We start from the raw sequence: 14,350 nt of genomic DNA on the forward strand, positions 1-14,350 counted from the left end.
TACACCCTTACACCCTTACACCCTTACACCCTTACACCCTTACACCCTTACACCCGGTCTCAACAGAAAATCTGGGTGCGTAAGTCCTAATCTTTTCACAATAGTTTTACATAAAGTACAAGAAAGTGGGTGTCGATAATCACAATCAAGCGGTTATTATGAATGTATTATACGCACCCTAATAAACAGGAGAGTTACGCAAGTGGCTCTCCTTATTTCTTTTTAGTTAGATCCCAGACTTCTTTAAGAAGTTGGGGATCTAGCTATGCTAAAAAGTATATATACATACAGACAAGAAAGACTAAGATAAAATGAAGAATTTGGTTTTTTAAGTGCCAAAATTATAAGATAGTTATAGTGACTGGGGATACAGAAAATTTATTTATAGTCCTGTCTACTGTATATTCCAGGGTACCTGAGTACAGCTTAATATATTGCAAAATATCTGGCTCAGATCGTATCAAAGTCTTACATATTAAGTTATTTGTAGCGAGTACAAAAATTCTGAACCCCTCGTCTAAAAATACTAGTACCCTGCACACAAAATACTAGTACCTATATCCCAAGAGAATTTTCAAGTTTATTTAAATTCCGGTTTGTAGCGGTTGAGTACAAGCTTAATTAATCCAATAAATCCAATCGGCATTTAATGTACTGTCTGCTTTGGAGCAATCTGATATAAGCAGAAAAATAGCACACGGCTCTTTTAACCAGATAGTACTGATGCAACAGTCCTTAGACGGTATCGAGAATCCACCTGATTCGACACATACATCCTTGGTGAAAAATCTACTCTCTGGCGTTTTTCTAGAGCCATTGTTGAGTGATTTTTTGATTATTTTTGAACGCGACCCGGCGGCGCGTAATTGGCTGGAGGTAATATTCTGTTACCCCGGACTGCACGCGATTTGTTTGCACCGTTTTGCCCATTGGTTGCACCGTCGTGGAGTAATTTTCTTCCCACGCTTAATTTCTCACTTGGCTAGGTTTCTCACAGGAATTGAGATTCACCCAGGTGCAGTGATTGGTAAAGGTGTGTTTATCGACCACGGGATGGGCGTTGTCATTGGTGAAACGGCGATTGTGGGAGATTATGCCCTAATTTATCAAGGGGTGACTCTGGGCGGTACTGGGAAGGAAAGTGGTAAGCGTCATCCCACGGTTGGGGATCATGTGGTTGTGGGTTCGGGGGCGAAGGTGTTGGGGAATATTCAAATTGGCGATCGCGTGCGGATTGGCGCTGGTTCGGTTGTGTTGCGTGATGTTCCTCATGATTGCACAGTTGTGGGCATTCCTGGGCGGATTATCACCCACAAGCCCAAGACTGATCTCTCTCCCCTGGAACATGGGAAGTTACCTGATGTGGAAGCAGATGTGATTCGTTCTTTGCTATCGCGCATCGAACAACTAGAGCAAAAACTGCAAACCCTGACAAATCAGCCGAAGGAACCAGAACTGTTGACGAAAGATAAGTAATTATGTTACCACCTTGTAGTTCTCAAGTGTTGCAGATACCGTTGTGCGATCGCTGGCAGATTTATCACCGATTGCAAGAGTTGATGATTCCCTGTTCCTGTCATGCCGATGGTTCGTTACGGGTGCAAATAAATAGTTGGCTGACTGCAATTTTAGTCCGCAGTACTGTGATGCAATTTCTAGCTCCTCGTCAAGAATTAATAGACTGGCTAGAGCGTTGCTGGCATTGCAACCATGATTAGCAAAAGTCATATATTTTTTCATCTATTCTCAAATATTTAATCAATCGAGTCTCAGGACTAAATTATGATGCAACGATGATTTTCATGAATATACATCAATTAATTGTCCTGAAACCATTGATTATAAAAAAATGCAGTTCACCAAAAACTACAGCTTCATGATTTCCATAATTTCCTTCATTAGCTATTTGAATATATGATGCTCACCACTGACAGTAAAGATATAGAATTACTCAATTTTTTATATAATGAACTTGAGCTTTCTGAGAAAGATATGGCTTTGGCGTTGAAACACCGGGAGTTTGATAATGGGCCTCTACCCATGCTCCTCTGGCAATATGGGCTAGTCAACTTAGAGCAGCTAGAGCAAATTTTAGATTGGTTATATAACGAAATTTAGATATATTTTCTTCTAGAAAGTAATATAGTTATCAACTTTAAATGATATTTGATAGTATTTATCTATAAATATAAAGTGCCGAAAATATTTTCCATACTTTAGGAAATATTTTAGGTTATTTTGCATATTTGCTAACATCTATGAAACTTGATTATTGATTATGAAGATTCGCGTATCTTTTCCAAAATTATTCTTAAATGATACATAAATTTAGTTCTCTGTCATACAGATATATTGTTATTGTTTAGCTAATATTTAGAAATCATGAAGATGAATTATTAAAGACGAGAGTTCATAGCATTTGCCATTCTTCCTGCAAGGTGAAAAACAGGGATTTATCACTACTAGTGATTACAGAAGGAAACTCTCAACCTAAAAAGAATATTAAGAAAATTCCTAAGAGGGACGCTTGAGATGAATAAAGTTCTCATTAATGACACTACATTACGTGATGGCGAACAAGCCGCAGGTGTTGTTTTTACCTTAGAAGAGAAAGTGGCGATCGCTAAATTTCTCGATACCATCGGCGTACCCGAATTAGAAGTGGGGATTCCGGCGATGGGTGAGGAAGAAATGCGGGCAATCTGCGCCATTTCTAACTTAGGTTTAAAAGCTAACCTTCTGGCGTGGAACCGCGCCGTAATTTCAGATATCAAAGCTTCTGTTGCTTGCGGGATGGAGCGGGTACATATTGCAATCCCCGTTTCCGGGATTCAAATCGCCGCAAAATTCCACGGACAATGGCGGGTAAGTCTGCAAAGACTCAAAGATTGTATCAGCTTCGCAGTTGATCAAGGTCTTTGGGTAGCAGTCGGGGGGGAAGATTCCTCTAGAGCTGATGAAAACTTCCTCTTGGATGTAGCACTATACGCTCAAGAATGGGGTGCATCCCGATTTCGTTTCTGTGACACCGTAGGAGTCCTCGATCCTTTCACCACCTACGGAAAAGTTAAGCTACTCGTCTCAGCTTTAACAATTCCTGTAGAAGTCCATACTCACAATGATTTTGGTATGGCGACAGCTAACGCCCTAGCAGGAATTAAAGCTGGAGCCGCATCTGTCAATACTACCGTGATTGGCTTGGGTGAAAGAGCAGGTAACGCCGCCTTAGAAGAAGTCGTTATGGCTATCAAACGCATCTATGGCGTAGATATGGGGATTGACACACCCCGTTTGTTGGAATTGTCCCAACTGGTAGCAGCCGCCTCTGGTGCTAACGTACCACCTTGGAAGGCGATCGTTGGTGAAAATACCTTTGCTCACGAATCAGGTATTCATGCACATGGTGTACTGCAAAATCCTGATACCTATGAACCATTCGCACCTGAAGAAGTCGGTTGGGAACGCCGCTTAGTCGTAGGTAAACATTCTGGCAGACATTCAGTCTCCAACTTGCTAGAACAGCATGGGATTTTTTTGAACCCAGAAGAAACCCAGTCTGTTTTAGATGCAGTGCGCCAACAGTCAGTTAAGAAAAAACGCAGTTTGACTACAGAAGAACTGTTGAACTTGGTCAAAGAACAGAGGTATTCTCATGCAGCGCGATGAAAACGAGTTAGAGTCAGAACCCGTTTATGAGATTGGCGAAAAAGTCAGACTTCGTAAACAAATTAAAAACGATGGCACATTTCCAGGCAGAGACCTTGGGGAAATCTTAGCGAAAAAAGGAGAAATTGGTTACGTATCTAGTATAGGTACTTTCTTACAACGTTCCTATATTTATGCCGTGCATTTCTTGGAAAAAGGAATCATTGTTGGTTGTCGAGAAAAAGAACTAGAATCTGCCGAGGAAAACCATGAAAGTGATGTTACGAGTGGATGATGCCGGTAACTTAACGGTCTACGTTCCTAAAAAAGATTTGGAAGAAATAGTCGTCAAACAAACAGATGGTGCTGGAGGTAAAATTCTGACTCTAGCTAATGGTTGGGAATTAGAATTTCGGGAAATACCAGATGTAGCTAATTTACCCAAAACCTTGGAAGCTAAAAAACTGGAATAAAAACTCTACCCACAAGGGGATAGAGTTTTGTCAGTAGTCAGTGGTCAGTAGTCAGTGGCAAAGATATGTAAAAACCACGCCATATGCGGGTTGGGGTATTAGACCAGATCATTTCCACAACTGACAACTGGCGACCAACAACTGACATACGCAGTGCAATAAATAATTTGTGATTTTTTCAGCCACATGAAAATATAGATTCCCGACTTCTCAAAGAAGTCGGGAATCTGTAGCTCAACCATGCTCGTAATTTTATTTTGAGTAACTAATAATGGGTGACAAATTTCTGACGTTATCAGAGTTTAATCTTGAGGGTAACTTTTTGGGCTTTGCTGGTAAGAAGCCCAGAAAAGTTAAATATTTAAGTTTGGCAGTTCCCTCCGGTGATGTGTTAGTTAAACTACCGAAAAAATTGCGTGGTTGTTTGAGTTCATCTTTAGAAATAGGTGAACCAATTAATATCTATGGAACCTGTAAGTTAAACAGATATACAGGTTTAATTAAACTGAAAGCTTATCAAGTAATACCATTTACTTCTAACCCAGATCAAAGTTTACCATCACCACCACCAGCTAAAATTATGGTGTGCCAAAAATCTGGTTGTGTTAAACGCGGTGGTGAAGGGTTATTGTCGGAATTAGAAAAAACTTTGTGCGATCGCGGTTTACTCGACAAGGTGACAATAGAACACACTGGTTGTCAAAAACGCTGTAGTAGCGCACCTAACTGTGTTCTCATGTTGGGTAAGAAAAAATACAAGAAAATTCATCCAGAGGCGATCGCTTCTCTGCTAGAAAATTATTTAACTGGTGATCATCCCTGTCACGCAGAGGAATAGTAGTCAATAGTCAATAGTCAATAGTCCAGAACTATTGACAACTGACAACTGATACCATTTCACTAAAATTCTGATATAAATCCAAACCCAGAAACCTTTGTAAAATATAGGTTTCTTAATTTTGAATTTTGAATTTTGAATTTTGAATTTTGAATTGGTATGACAACTGACTACAAGCCTACCAATTCTCTTGATTCAAAATCTGTGAGTTGTTGGGCAATTTTCAATCTGGCTTCTAGTTTGGCTACACTGAATTGGTTACGCAGATATTCCAAATGGGCGATCGCATTGGCTTTCTCTCCCGTTAGCTGCATGAGTGTGTCCATCGCCTTTTGATATTCCTGATTCACCAGGAGGACTTCAAAACGACGCGCCCGGCGTTGAGCATCATTTTTCAAGTCCATCTCAAAGGCGGCGACACGATCCGCGTTACCTTCAAAGCGGTTAATTTGTTGCTGTACAGCCATCAACTGTGAGTCTACTTCATTCACTCGTTGGGCTGCTTGAGCGATCGCCGATGGATAATGATTTAATGGCATCATCAAAACAATCTTCCTCAAAAAATACTTTTCCCTAGATCCCCGACTTTTTAAAGAAGTCGGGGAGCTGTGTACTAGTCCGTCAAGCTAAAAAATCTTTTTCTCCCCCGAAGTTCGCCCGGAGGGAAACCCTCCTTGCGACTTCTCTTCCTGCTCCTCTGCTTCCCCTGCTCCCTCTGCTTACCTTAGCCTAGCAATTTTGGGTTGGTGAACTACTAAGCCGCCTCTCTCATGGATGTTGAAATATTCACCTCTGTAAACGGTAGCGAGAGTTGTTCAGCTTGAGGTACAGCAGCTTCTTCTAAAACCTGAATTTCAATATTTACACTCACCAAATAACTACCTGTATCAGCACCAACTGCTTCGGCGATTAACTTGGCAAATTCTGGACGTTTCGCAGTCAGTGGATCACGTAAAATGCAACGATCCCATTCGTGCTTGGCAGTTGGATTTAAGTTAAGAATGTAGTGCTTGATCATATTACACTGCACTAGGCTTTTTGGACGCTACATATCTATTATAGTACAATAGTACTATAATGACAAGTTTCAGGGTTAGGGATTGGGGATTGGGGATTGGGGACTGGGGATTGGGGATTGGGGACTATTAACTAGCCTTACCGTTCTCCTGAGGAGGCGGTAGCTGATTTTCGTTCACCCAGATGGCTTGTTGAGGTACAGGGATAAAAATGCCGGCTTTGTCGAAGGCGATTTTCAGACGGCGGCGGTATTCTCTGGCTACATCCCATTGTTTGAGGGGTTGTGTTTTAATCCAGACGCGAATAATTAAACCGCGATCGCCAAAGTTATCGATTCCCAATACTTGCGGTGTTTCGATAATTTGTCTTTGCCAAAGGGGGTCTTGATCCATTTTTAAAGCTACATCCCTAATCAACTTTAAAGCTTGGTCAATATCAGCCTGATAATCTACAGGAATGGTTAAATCGGCTCTTGACCAGCGACTAGAGAGATTGGCGACAATTTTAATTTCACTGTTGGGAATTGTAATTAAGCGTCCTTCGGAGTCGCGTACCTGAGTCATTCGCAAATTGAGATTTTCGACTAAGCCGCCAACATTGCCGACATTAATCACGTCACCCAAAGCGTACTGGTCTTCTAGGATAATCAAAAAGCCATTAATCGCATCCTTAATTAAGTTCTGGGAAGCTAGGGACACAGCCACACCGACTAAACTTGCACCAGCTAGCAAAGGAACAATATCTATACCCAAGGCTACCAGCGCCAGCAAAATCCCGACTCCTATACAGACAATAGTGGCAATACTTTTGGTCACACCGGAAAATGTAGAAACACGCAGTTGCATCCGTTCTGAGGCTTCAGGCGTTAGTAAAGCACCACTGCTGATGAGAGTGGTAGTAAAGCGGTCAATTAACGCATAGGTCAAACGAATCGCTACATAAGTTCCCACGCCGACCACAGCTAATCGTAAAGGAATTTGGGCTGCGGTGAAAATAGCTACTTGAAAGGTGCGGGTGTAGGGAAATAAACCCAAGATGATCAAATTTCCACTTCCCCAAATTCCCACCTGGGTGAATTGAAACAACCGTCTTTTGACTTCTTGCAGATGTTGATGCTGCTGTTGATTTAATTGAGTTGTAATCTGTTTGGCAACTGGTGGTGAGGAAACGTTAGATTTTACACCATGCCTCAAGGCGCGACGTTGCCAGTGTGTTGTACCCCAACTAGCGATCATCATCGCCAAGGCGATCGCTCCCGCAATTTTCGCCTGGTCGATAATAAATTGAGTTTGCCGTTCTCGTCTGGCTCGTTGTAAGTCTTGCTTTAACGACTCTTTAATACTTTCCGCTAATGTGAACGCATCTCCTTCTCCCAAGCTAGCATCCTGGGAAGTAATGGTCATTAAGTAGCGATTATTGACGTAAATTACTGGTAATCCGTTGAGTGTGCGGACTTGGATATCTGCTTCTGTGGCAGACGAACGCACATAATTTTGAGTGATTTCTTGCAAATTCTGCTCAATATTTTCTCTACGTTCTGCAAGATTGGTTTTGGTTGCTGCTATCTGAAATAAACGGCGACCATCCAAATACACCCAGTCCGATACAACTCTACTATCTGATTCGTTGCTGATACTACTTGGTAATTGTAGTTGTGGTAAAAACGGTATCTGGGCTGTAGCTTTTGGCATAGAGACAACGGTGATAGCCATTGACCCGGCGATCGCCAAAATGTGAAATAGCACTCCAACACCTCCTTATAATTCGTAATTTTGACAGTTTCCTTAGCTATCCTCCACAATGAGCATCAGTAATTGTACCTATCTAAAGTTGAGTTTCTGCTTTTCAGTGTTGTAAAAATGTAAGATTTTTTGTTATTTCTCTATCTTTAGATAGATGACAAATGAGTTCATCTACTCAATGGGATAGTTAAACAAAGCATTGATAATACTTTTAGCAAAAATAAAGGTAAAAGGAAAAAGCTGGACATAACGTTGACATTGAGCATGGTAAACGTCAAGCTAGTCCAGAGAACCATTGACTAGGTTTTTGGTAATTACCCCCAAAAATTATTAGTCGTGGAATAATTGAATAAAGTGCGTAAAGTATCTACGTAGCTTTTTTTACTTTTTGAGGAACTTTTGATGACCGCAACTTCTCCCCGATTAAAGCACGAGGTTAAAGACCTCGCCCTCGCTCCCTTGGGAAGACAGCGTATTGAATGGGCTGGACGGGAAATGCCGGTATTGCGGCAAATCCGCGATCGCTTTGCCCAAGAAAAACCCTTTGCTGGACTTCGCCTTGTGGCTTGCGCCCACATCACCACAGAAACAGCACATTTGGCGATCGCCTTAAAAGCTGGTGGTGCAGATGCTGTATTGATTGCTAGTAACCCCCTATCAACTCAAGATGACGTAGCTGCTAGCCTCGTCTTAGATCACGAAATCCCCGTATTTGCTCAAAAAGGCGAAGATAACGCCACCTACAATCGCCACGTCCAAATAGCTTTAGATCATCGCCCCAATATCATCATTGATGATGGTAGTGACGTAGTAGCAACTTTGGTACAAGAACGCCAACATCAAATCGCCGATTTGATTGGTACCACTGAAGAAACTACCACCGGTATTGTCCGTTTACGCGCCATGTTCAAAGATGGCGTTCTCACCTTCCCCGCAGTCAACGTTAACGACGCTGACACCAAGCACTTCTTTGATAACCGCTATGGTACTGGTCAATCTACCTTAGACGGGATTATCCGCGCTACAAATATTTTGTTAGCTGGTAAGAACGTCGTCGTTGTCGGTTACGGCTGGTGTGGTAAAGGTACAGCCCTACGCGCCCGTGGTATGGGTGCAAACGTCATCGTTACCGAAATCGACCCCATCAAAGCAATTGAAGCCGTTATGGATGGTTTCCGCGTCCTACCAATGGCGGAAGCTGCACCCCAAGGTGATATCTTTATCACTGTGACTGGTAACAAGCACGTCGTTCGGGGTGAACACTTCGATGTGATGAAAGACGGTGCGATCGTTTGTAACTCTGGTCACTTTGATTTGGAACTTGATTTAAAATACTTAGCTGCTAACGCCAAAGAAATCAAGGAAGTCCGTCCTTTCACCGAAGAATATAAATTGACAAACGGTAAATCCGTCGTCGTTCTCGGACAAGGACGCTTGATTAACCTAGCCGCAGCTGAAGGACACCCAAGCGCAGTTATGGATATGAGTTTTGCTAACCAAGCTTTAGCTTGTGAATACCTGGTAAAAAATAAAGGTAAGTTAGCGCCTGGTTTACACTCAATTCCTGTTGAAGTTGATCAAGAAATTGCTCGCTTGAAGTTGCAAGCAATGGGTATTTACATCGATACTTTGACTCCTGAGCAAATTGAGTACATCAACTCTTGGACTAGTGGAACTTGATGTTAGTTAATTAAGTTCTTTATTTTTTGGGGATAAGCAGTTTTGCTTATCCTTTTTTATGTGAAAAATCTAGCTCCCCTCTCCGCGTCGGAGAGGTCAGCCATAATATATGAGTTACAAGCTGAATATGATGCAGAAAGACAAATGAATCAATTCAAAATTCAAAATTCAAAATAAACCATTTGTAGAGACGCGATTCATGAGCCAGCGCGTTGCGGGGGTTCCCCCCGTTGTAGCGACTGGCGTCGCGTCTTCACCCCATGATGTGTTGCTCAAGTTTGTGGTGAAGAGACCTAACACCCTAACCCCCTTCCCTTGCAGGGAAGGGGGAACATTTGACGTTATAGGTAAGCTGAAAATCCAAAATTGCTATAGCCTAACCCGCAGCCAGTTTACCCCAACTCACATAAGGTAACTTACCAGCCGTTACCCGGACTTGCGCGGTGTTCGCCACCAACTGGCCGCAAGCATCCCAAGCCCCTGTAATAAAAGTACTTCTTGTACCTTCGCCAATGGAAACTGGCGCAGCAAAATCACCAACTTGTACTTGCAGAGTTTCTAAGTTGATGCTGACATTAGCTTGAGAATTAGCGGCTACTAACTCTTGTAGTTGTTTAACGATCGCCTCATCAGCCGTAACACAAGGTACACCTATAGCTACGCAATTACCGAAGAAAATTTCCGCAAAGCTTTCACCAATCACGGCTTGAACCCCCCATTTAGATAGGGCTTGCGGTGCGTGTTCCCGTGAGGAACCACAGCCAAAGTTGCGGTTAACTATGAGGATATTTGCGCCTTGATACTGCGGTTGGTCAAAAGGATGCTCTCCTTTCAAGGCTGTGCGGTCATCAATAAACGCACCTTCACGTAACCCATCAAAAGTAATGGCTTTGAGATAACGAGCCGGAATAATGCGATCGGTATCAATATCATTACCCACTAAGGGTATGCCACGCCCTGTAACTTCTTTAACTTCACTGACCATAATTGTAATTTTTAACTAAGGGACTTCCAGATCAAAAATATTCAAAATATAGGGTGCGTCAGTATGAACAATTTCTGAGTATAGTTAGGTTCTATGGCACTGATGCACCCTACCAAACTAAATAATTGCCTTTAAGTAAAGAGTGCTGAGTAATGAGCTTTTTCCATCACCCCTACACCCTTACACCCCTAAACCCCTATACCCCTATCTTCCCCTACAACAACTCACGCACGTCCGCCACTTCACCCTGAATCGCCGCAGTAGCGACCATCGCCGGACTCATTAACAAAGTGCGACCGGAAGCTGATCCTTGTCGTCCTTTAAAATTGCGGTTGGAGGAAGAAGCACTAATTTGTCTCCCTTCCAACTTGTCGGGGTTCATGGCTAGACACATAGAACATCCAGGTTCTCGCCATTCAAAGCCTGCTGCTTCAAAGATTTTATCTAAACCTTCGGCTTCAGCAGCTTTTTTCACTCGTTCGGAACCAGGAACCACAAAAGCCTTAACTCCTTCCGCTACGTGGCGACCTTTGGCAATTTTCGCGGCTTCTTGCAGATCACTAAGTCTACCGTTAGTGCAGCTACCGATAAAGCAAACATCAATTTTTGTTCCCTTAATCGGTTGACCGGGATATAAATCCATGTAACGGTATGCTTCTTCAGCTACAAAGCGGTCTTCTTCTAGGAGTTCTTCTGGCTGGGGAATCAACTGATTCACACCAATACCTTGACCAGGGGTAATTCCCCAGGTAACGGTCGGGGGAATATCCGCAGCGTCGAATACTATCACATCATCGTATTCAGCATCAGCATCACTCTTGATTGATTCCCACCAAGCCACGGCTTTTTCCCAATGAGCACCTTGGGGAGCAAAGTCTCTACCTTGGAGATAATCATAGGTAACTTGATCAGGATTGACATAACCGCATCTAGCGCCACCCTCAATGGCCATGTTGCAGACAGTCATCCGTTCTTCCATATTCATTTGCTCAAAGGTTGTACCCGCATATTCGTAGGCGTAACCTACACCACCTTTCACGCCGAGGGTGCGGATGATATGCAGGATCACATCTTTGGCATAAACACCAGGGTTGAGTGTGCCGTTGACTTCAATTTTACGGACTTTGAGTTTAGACAGGGATAGGGTTTGGGAAGCGAGAACATCCCGCACTTGGCTAGTACCAATACCAAAAGCGATCGCCCCAAAAGCCCCATGACTAGAAGTGTGGCTATCACCACAGGCGATCGTCAATCCCGGCTGTGTCAGTCCCAGTTCTGGCGCGATGACGTGGACTATACCTTGATTGCCAGAACCAATGTTATAAAAAGTAATGTTATTTTCTGCACAGTTCTGCTCTAGGGCTTGGATCATTTCCTCAGCCAAGCGATCGACAAAAGGACGCGCCTGATTATCCGTAGGTACAATGTGATCCACCGTAGCCACAGTACGCTCAGGAAATAGTACCTTTAAACCTCGTTCCCTTAACATAGCAAAGGCTTGTGGACTAGTAACTTCATGGACTAGGTGCAGTCCAATAAATAGCTGTGTTAGCCCTGAAGGAAGTGTACCAACAGTGTGTAAGTCCCAAACTTTATCAAACAGGGTGCCTTTGCTCATACGTCTATCGTTAAGTAACGAGTCAGAGTTTTTATAGTATCAAAAAAAGTCTACTATTAATATTTTCGTGAATAAAAACTCTGCGTTACTCTGCGCCTTCTTTAGCGTTCAAAAACGCTACACATGATTGGGAACACCTAAGAAAGCGAGCGTATTTTGTAGTTTGCTATGGTATGATTTACACAAAAATCTGCACCTTGAAAATTTAATTAATACCTACTCTTCACCTGTAAACCCAGTGGTTAGTTTCCTAAAGCCACTTTGTTAAGAAATGTAACCTGAGGGGGTAGTACAAAAGCTGAAAAGCTGATTATTTCGTAGACCCCCTCAGATGCCTTACTGGATAAAGGTTTGAGCTACTGTCAGGTTGTAGTTATTGTCAATAACTGCGGTTTGTTGACAGGTAAACTAGACCCCCCTCAGTTTTACATCTCTATAACCCATATTCTGTAAGCTTTCTGTAACCGTAGGGTTTTAAATCTCTTACCCCTCACGGGGATGGAAACAATTCTTGTTTTGTTTGCCTGGATACTGAAATATCACAGTTTTAAATCTCTTACCCCTCACGGGGATGGAAACTACTTTCTTGCATTTCAGAATTGAGTCTACCTATCAGAGTTTTAAATCTCTTACCCCTCACGGGGATGGAAACTTCAGGATCTTGGCTGAGTGAACATGACTGTCCAAGGGTTTTAAATCTCTTACCCCTCACGGGGATGGAAACCCTTTGAAACTAAACCACTTGACCGCCCAAGGGTTTTAAATCTCTTACCCCTCACGGGGATGGAAACCGTCTAAGAGGACGATAAAAACTGTCACGCATACTTTTGTTTTAAATCTCTTACCCCTCACGGGGATGGAAACATTTTGATTTGTTAAAGAAGTTGCACTTTCTTCAGGTTTTAAATCTCTTACCCCTCACGGGGATGGAAACACAATACGTGTGACGGGAACTACGTACCTTGGAGTATAGTGTTTTAAATCTCTTACCCCTCACGGGGATGGAAACTTTTCGCATTTCCAAATAAACGAGATAAATCATGCAAACTGTTTTAAATCTCTTACCCCTCACGGGGATGGAAACTCTGCTATTTGACCACGATGAGCCAGCAGAATTTTAACGGTTTTAAATCTCTTACCCCTCACGGGGATGGAAACTGAATGATTACATCGCGAACATCGTCTTCGGGCGATAGTCGATTTTAAATCTCTTACCCCTTACGGGGATGAAAAACAAAAACTAGATGTTTTCTTCAGCCTCTGTCATCTACAGTTGTATCTGTGACGGTTCGTTAGTCTCACTGGTGGTAAATCGGGTAAGAAGGCTGAGTGAGCGATCGCTAATGTGTAGTTTGAAAGCAGAGTGTTTGGAGCAAGCGTCTGGGAAGCAGTGAAATTTAGTTTGATACTACTATCAGGTGGAAGTTGTCTTGCGAATGGTAGCAGCAACAATACGATCAACAAATCCTGGTGCAATCAGCTTTGCCCAAGGGATGGCCTTTCCTTTCAACGTCATAATGTGTTCTCGTTTACGTCGCTCCATCGCCCAGATAATTTGACGCACACACTCGTCTACTGACATATTGCCTTGAGTTTCATCACGGGGACTTTTGCCTAATGGTTTTCCATCTGCTCCCAACGCTCGTTGTCGGATATCAGTTGCCACAAACCCTGGTGAGACAACCAATACATCTACTCCTGTTGAGTGCAATTCAATCCGCAATGTATCAAAAAAGCCTTGCATAGCGTGTTTACTGGCAACGTAACCTGTACGAGTGGGTACACCTGTTTTGCCACAAATTGAAGAAATAGCCACTAATTGTCCTTGGCTTGCTTTCAGATAAGGTAGGGCATAATGGGTACAATAGACCGCACCCAGATAGTTAACTTGCATTACCTGCTCAAAAATAGAGATATCTGTCACTTCATCAAAACGGGTGAGCATTCCGATTCCGGCATTATTAATTAAGATATCAATTTGCCCAAATGTAGCGATCGCTCTTTCTATCAACTGTTGGCAAGCTTCTGCTTGAGTTACATCTGTAGGTACTGCAATCACTTTCCCTGGATAGTTTGTGCAAGCAGTCATTGTCTGTTCTAATGCTTCCGAATTGCGAGCAGCCAAGACTAAATTTGCATCCTGTTGGGACAACGAAATTGCCAGCGTTCGGCCAATTCCCGCCGATGCACCAGTGAGAACAATGGTTTTATTTCTAAAGCTCATGCTCAGTATTTCAAGTCAGAACATCGCTTATTTTAGATTTTTATGAGTCAAGTCGCTTCGCTCCAATTCAAAATTCAAAATTAAAAACAGCCACCTGAAGGGGTGACAAAGAAAAAGTAAAATGGCTA

The 14,350-nt window shown here is 42.7% G+C and carries 14 protein-coding genes and 1 CRISPR repeat array; of the genes, 8 read left to right on the plus strand and 6 right to left on the minus strand.

The annotated features are described in order from the left end of the window. Nucleotides 1-723 precede the first annotated feature (723 nt). The 7 genes from cysE to ACM5QX_RS26270 all read left to right on the plus strand — a co-directional run bounded on the left by cysE (nt 724) and on the right by ACM5QX_RS26270 (nt 4,956). The gene (gene cysE, locus ACM5QX_RS26240; RefSeq protein ID WP_414756205.1) at nt 724-1,476 is read left to right on the plus strand and encodes a serine O-acetyltransferase; all 753 of its coding nucleotides are present in this window, start codon (nt 724-726) and stop codon (nt 1,474-1,476) included. A gap of 2 nt (nt 1,477-1,478) precedes the next feature. Next, nucleotides 1,479-1,718, plus strand: coding sequence for an Asr1405/Asl0597 family protein (locus ACM5QX_RS26245; protein ID WP_010995577.1), 240 nt, complete (start codon nt 1,479-1,481; stop codon nt 1,716-1,718). 196 nt (nt 1,719-1,914) lie between these two features. After that, nucleotides 1,915-2,118, plus strand: coding sequence for a DUF2949 domain-containing protein (locus tag ACM5QX_RS26250; protein WP_011320647.1), 204 nt, complete (start codon nt 1,915-1,917; stop codon nt 2,116-2,118). 414 nt (nt 2,119-2,532) lie between these two features. Then, a complete protein-coding gene (gene nifV, locus ACM5QX_RS26255) occupies nt 2,533-3,666 on the plus strand; it encodes a homocitrate synthase (protein ID WP_011320648.1) in 1,134 nt (377 codons plus the stop codon). After that, complete coding sequence (locus ACM5QX_RS26260) at nt 3,653-3,940, plus strand: nitrogen fixation protein NifZ (RefSeq protein ID WP_011320649.1); 288 nt, start codon at nt 3,653-3,655, stop codon at nt 3,938-3,940. The genes nifV and ACM5QX_RS26260 overlap by 14 nt, the downstream gene beginning before the upstream one ends. Next, a complete protein-coding gene (gene nifT / locus ACM5QX_RS26265) occupies nt 3,915-4,118 on the plus strand; it encodes a putative nitrogen fixation protein NifT (protein ID WP_011320650.1) in 204 nt (67 codons plus the stop codon). The genes ACM5QX_RS26260 and nifT overlap by 26 nt, the downstream gene beginning before the upstream one ends. A 271-nt stretch (nt 4,119-4,389) precedes the next feature. Further along, nucleotides 4,390-4,956: a (2Fe-2S) ferredoxin domain-containing protein gene (locus ACM5QX_RS26270; RefSeq protein WP_414756206.1), complete on the plus strand. Its 567-nt coding sequence runs from the start codon at nt 4,390-4,392 to the stop codon at nt 4,954-4,956. A 170-nt stretch (nt 4,957-5,126) separates the two neighbouring features. Here ACM5QX_RS26270 and ACM5QX_RS26275 read toward each other — a convergent pair whose 3' ends face one another. The 3 genes from ACM5QX_RS26275 to ACM5QX_RS26285 form a co-directional block, all read right to left on the minus strand. Continuing rightward, nucleotides 5,127-5,498 (minus strand): hypothetical protein, encoded by a 372-nt coding sequence (locus tag ACM5QX_RS26275; protein ID WP_190569919.1) that lies wholly within the window; start codon nt 5,496-5,498, stop codon nt 5,127-5,129. A gap of 212 nt (nt 5,499-5,710) precedes the next feature. Then, the gene (locus ACM5QX_RS26280) at nt 5,711-5,974 is read right to left on the minus strand and encodes a hypothetical protein (protein ID WP_414756207.1); all 264 of its coding nucleotides are present in this window, start codon (nt 5,972-5,974) and stop codon (nt 5,711-5,713) included. 127 nt (nt 5,975-6,101) lie between these two features. Continuing rightward, nucleotides 6,102-7,718: a mechanosensitive ion channel family protein gene (locus ACM5QX_RS26285; RefSeq protein WP_011320654.1), complete on the minus strand. Its 1,617-nt coding sequence runs from the start codon at nt 7,716-7,718 to the stop codon at nt 6,102-6,104. 399 nt (nt 7,719-8,117) lie between these two features. Here ACM5QX_RS26285 and ahcY point away from each other — a divergent pair, with 399 nt between their 5' ends. Then, on the plus strand, nt 8,118-9,395 hold the full coding sequence (ahcY, locus tag ACM5QX_RS26290; RefSeq protein ID WP_190569924.1) for an adenosylhomocysteinase: 1,278 nt from the start codon (nt 8,118-8,120) through the stop codon (nt 9,393-9,395). A gap of 376 nt (nt 9,396-9,771) precedes the next feature. On the opposite strand, the gene leuD is transcribed toward ahcY, so the two are convergent. The 3 genes from leuD to ACM5QX_RS26305 all read right to left on the minus strand — a co-directional run bounded on the left by leuD (nt 9,772) and on the right by ACM5QX_RS26305 (nt 14,222). After that, entirely contained in the window at nt 9,772-10,380 is a 609-nt protein-coding gene (gene leuD / locus ACM5QX_RS26295) for a 3-isopropylmalate dehydratase small subunit (RefSeq protein ID WP_414756208.1), read from the minus strand. Nucleotides 10,381-10,594: 214 nt separating this feature from the next. Continuing rightward, nucleotides 10,595-11,998 carry a 3-isopropylmalate dehydratase large subunit gene (gene leuC / locus ACM5QX_RS26300; RefSeq protein ID WP_414756209.1) on the minus strand — a complete coding sequence of 468 codons (1,404 nt, stop codon included), beginning with the start codon at nt 11,996-11,998 and terminating at the stop codon, nt 10,595-10,597. Between the two features lie 471 nt (nt 11,999-12,469). Continuing rightward, nucleotides 12,470-13,232: direct repeats of the CRISPR family, unit length 35 nt; unit sequence GTTTTAAATCTCTTACCCCTCACGGGGATGGAAAC. 180 nt (nt 13,233-13,412) lie between these two features. Further along, nucleotides 13,413-14,222 (minus strand): SDR family oxidoreductase, encoded by an 810-nt coding sequence (locus ACM5QX_RS26305; protein WP_414756210.1) that lies wholly within the window; start codon nt 14,220-14,222, stop codon nt 13,413-13,415. Nucleotides 14,223-14,350: the final 128 nt, after the last annotated feature.

The sequence above is a fragment of the Anabaena sp. CCY 9910 genome (assembly GCF_963920875.1).
Taxonomy (GTDB): Bacteria; Cyanobacteriota; Cyanobacteriia; order Cyanobacteriales; family Nostocaceae; genus Trichormus; species Trichormus variabilis.

Bases quoted from the DNA above. Each gene is read 5' to 3' on its own strand.
- cysE (WP_414756205.1), top strand. From the start codon at position 724: ATGCAACAGTCCTTAGACGGTATCGAGAATCCACCTGATTCGACACAT.
- ACM5QX_RS26245 (WP_010995577.1), top strand. From the start codon at position 1,479: ATGTTACCACCTTGTAGTTCTCAAGTGTTGCAGATACCGTTGTGCGAT.
- ACM5QX_RS26250 (WP_011320647.1), top strand. From the start codon at position 1,915: ATGATGCTCACCACTGACAGTAAAGATATAGAATTACTCAATTTTTTA.
- nifV (WP_011320648.1), top strand. From the start codon at position 2,533: ATGAATAAAGTTCTCATTAATGACACTACATTACGTGATGGCGAACAA.
- ACM5QX_RS26260 (WP_011320649.1), top strand. From the start codon at position 3,653: ATGCAGCGCGATGAAAACGAGTTAGAGTCAGAACCCGTTTATGAGATT.
- nifT (WP_011320650.1), top strand. From the start codon at position 3,915: ATGAAAGTGATGTTACGAGTGGATGATGCCGGTAACTTAACGGTCTAC.
- ACM5QX_RS26270 (WP_414756206.1), top strand. From the start codon at position 4,390: ATGGGTGACAAATTTCTGACGTTATCAGAGTTTAATCTTGAGGGTAAC.
- ACM5QX_RS26275 (WP_190569919.1), bottom strand. From the start codon at position 5,498: ATGATGCCATTAAATCATTATCCATCGGCGATCGCTCAAGCAGCCCAA.
- ACM5QX_RS26280 (WP_414756207.1), bottom strand. From the start codon at position 5,974: ATGATCAAGCACTACATTCTTAACTTAAATCCAACTGCCAAGCACGAA.
- ahcY (WP_190569924.1), top strand. From the start codon at position 8,118: ATGACCGCAACTTCTCCCCGATTAAAGCACGAGGTTAAAGACCTCGCC.
- leuD (WP_414756208.1), bottom strand. From the start codon at position 10,380: ATGGTCAGTGAAGTTAAAGAAGTTACAGGGCGTGGCATACCCTTAGTG.
- leuC (WP_414756209.1), bottom strand. From the start codon at position 11,998: ATGAGCAAAGGCACCCTGTTTGATAAAGTTTGGGACTTACACACTGTT.
- ACM5QX_RS26305 (WP_414756210.1), bottom strand. From the start codon at position 14,222: ATGAGCTTTAGAAATAAAACCATTGTTCTCACTGGTGCATCGGCGGGA.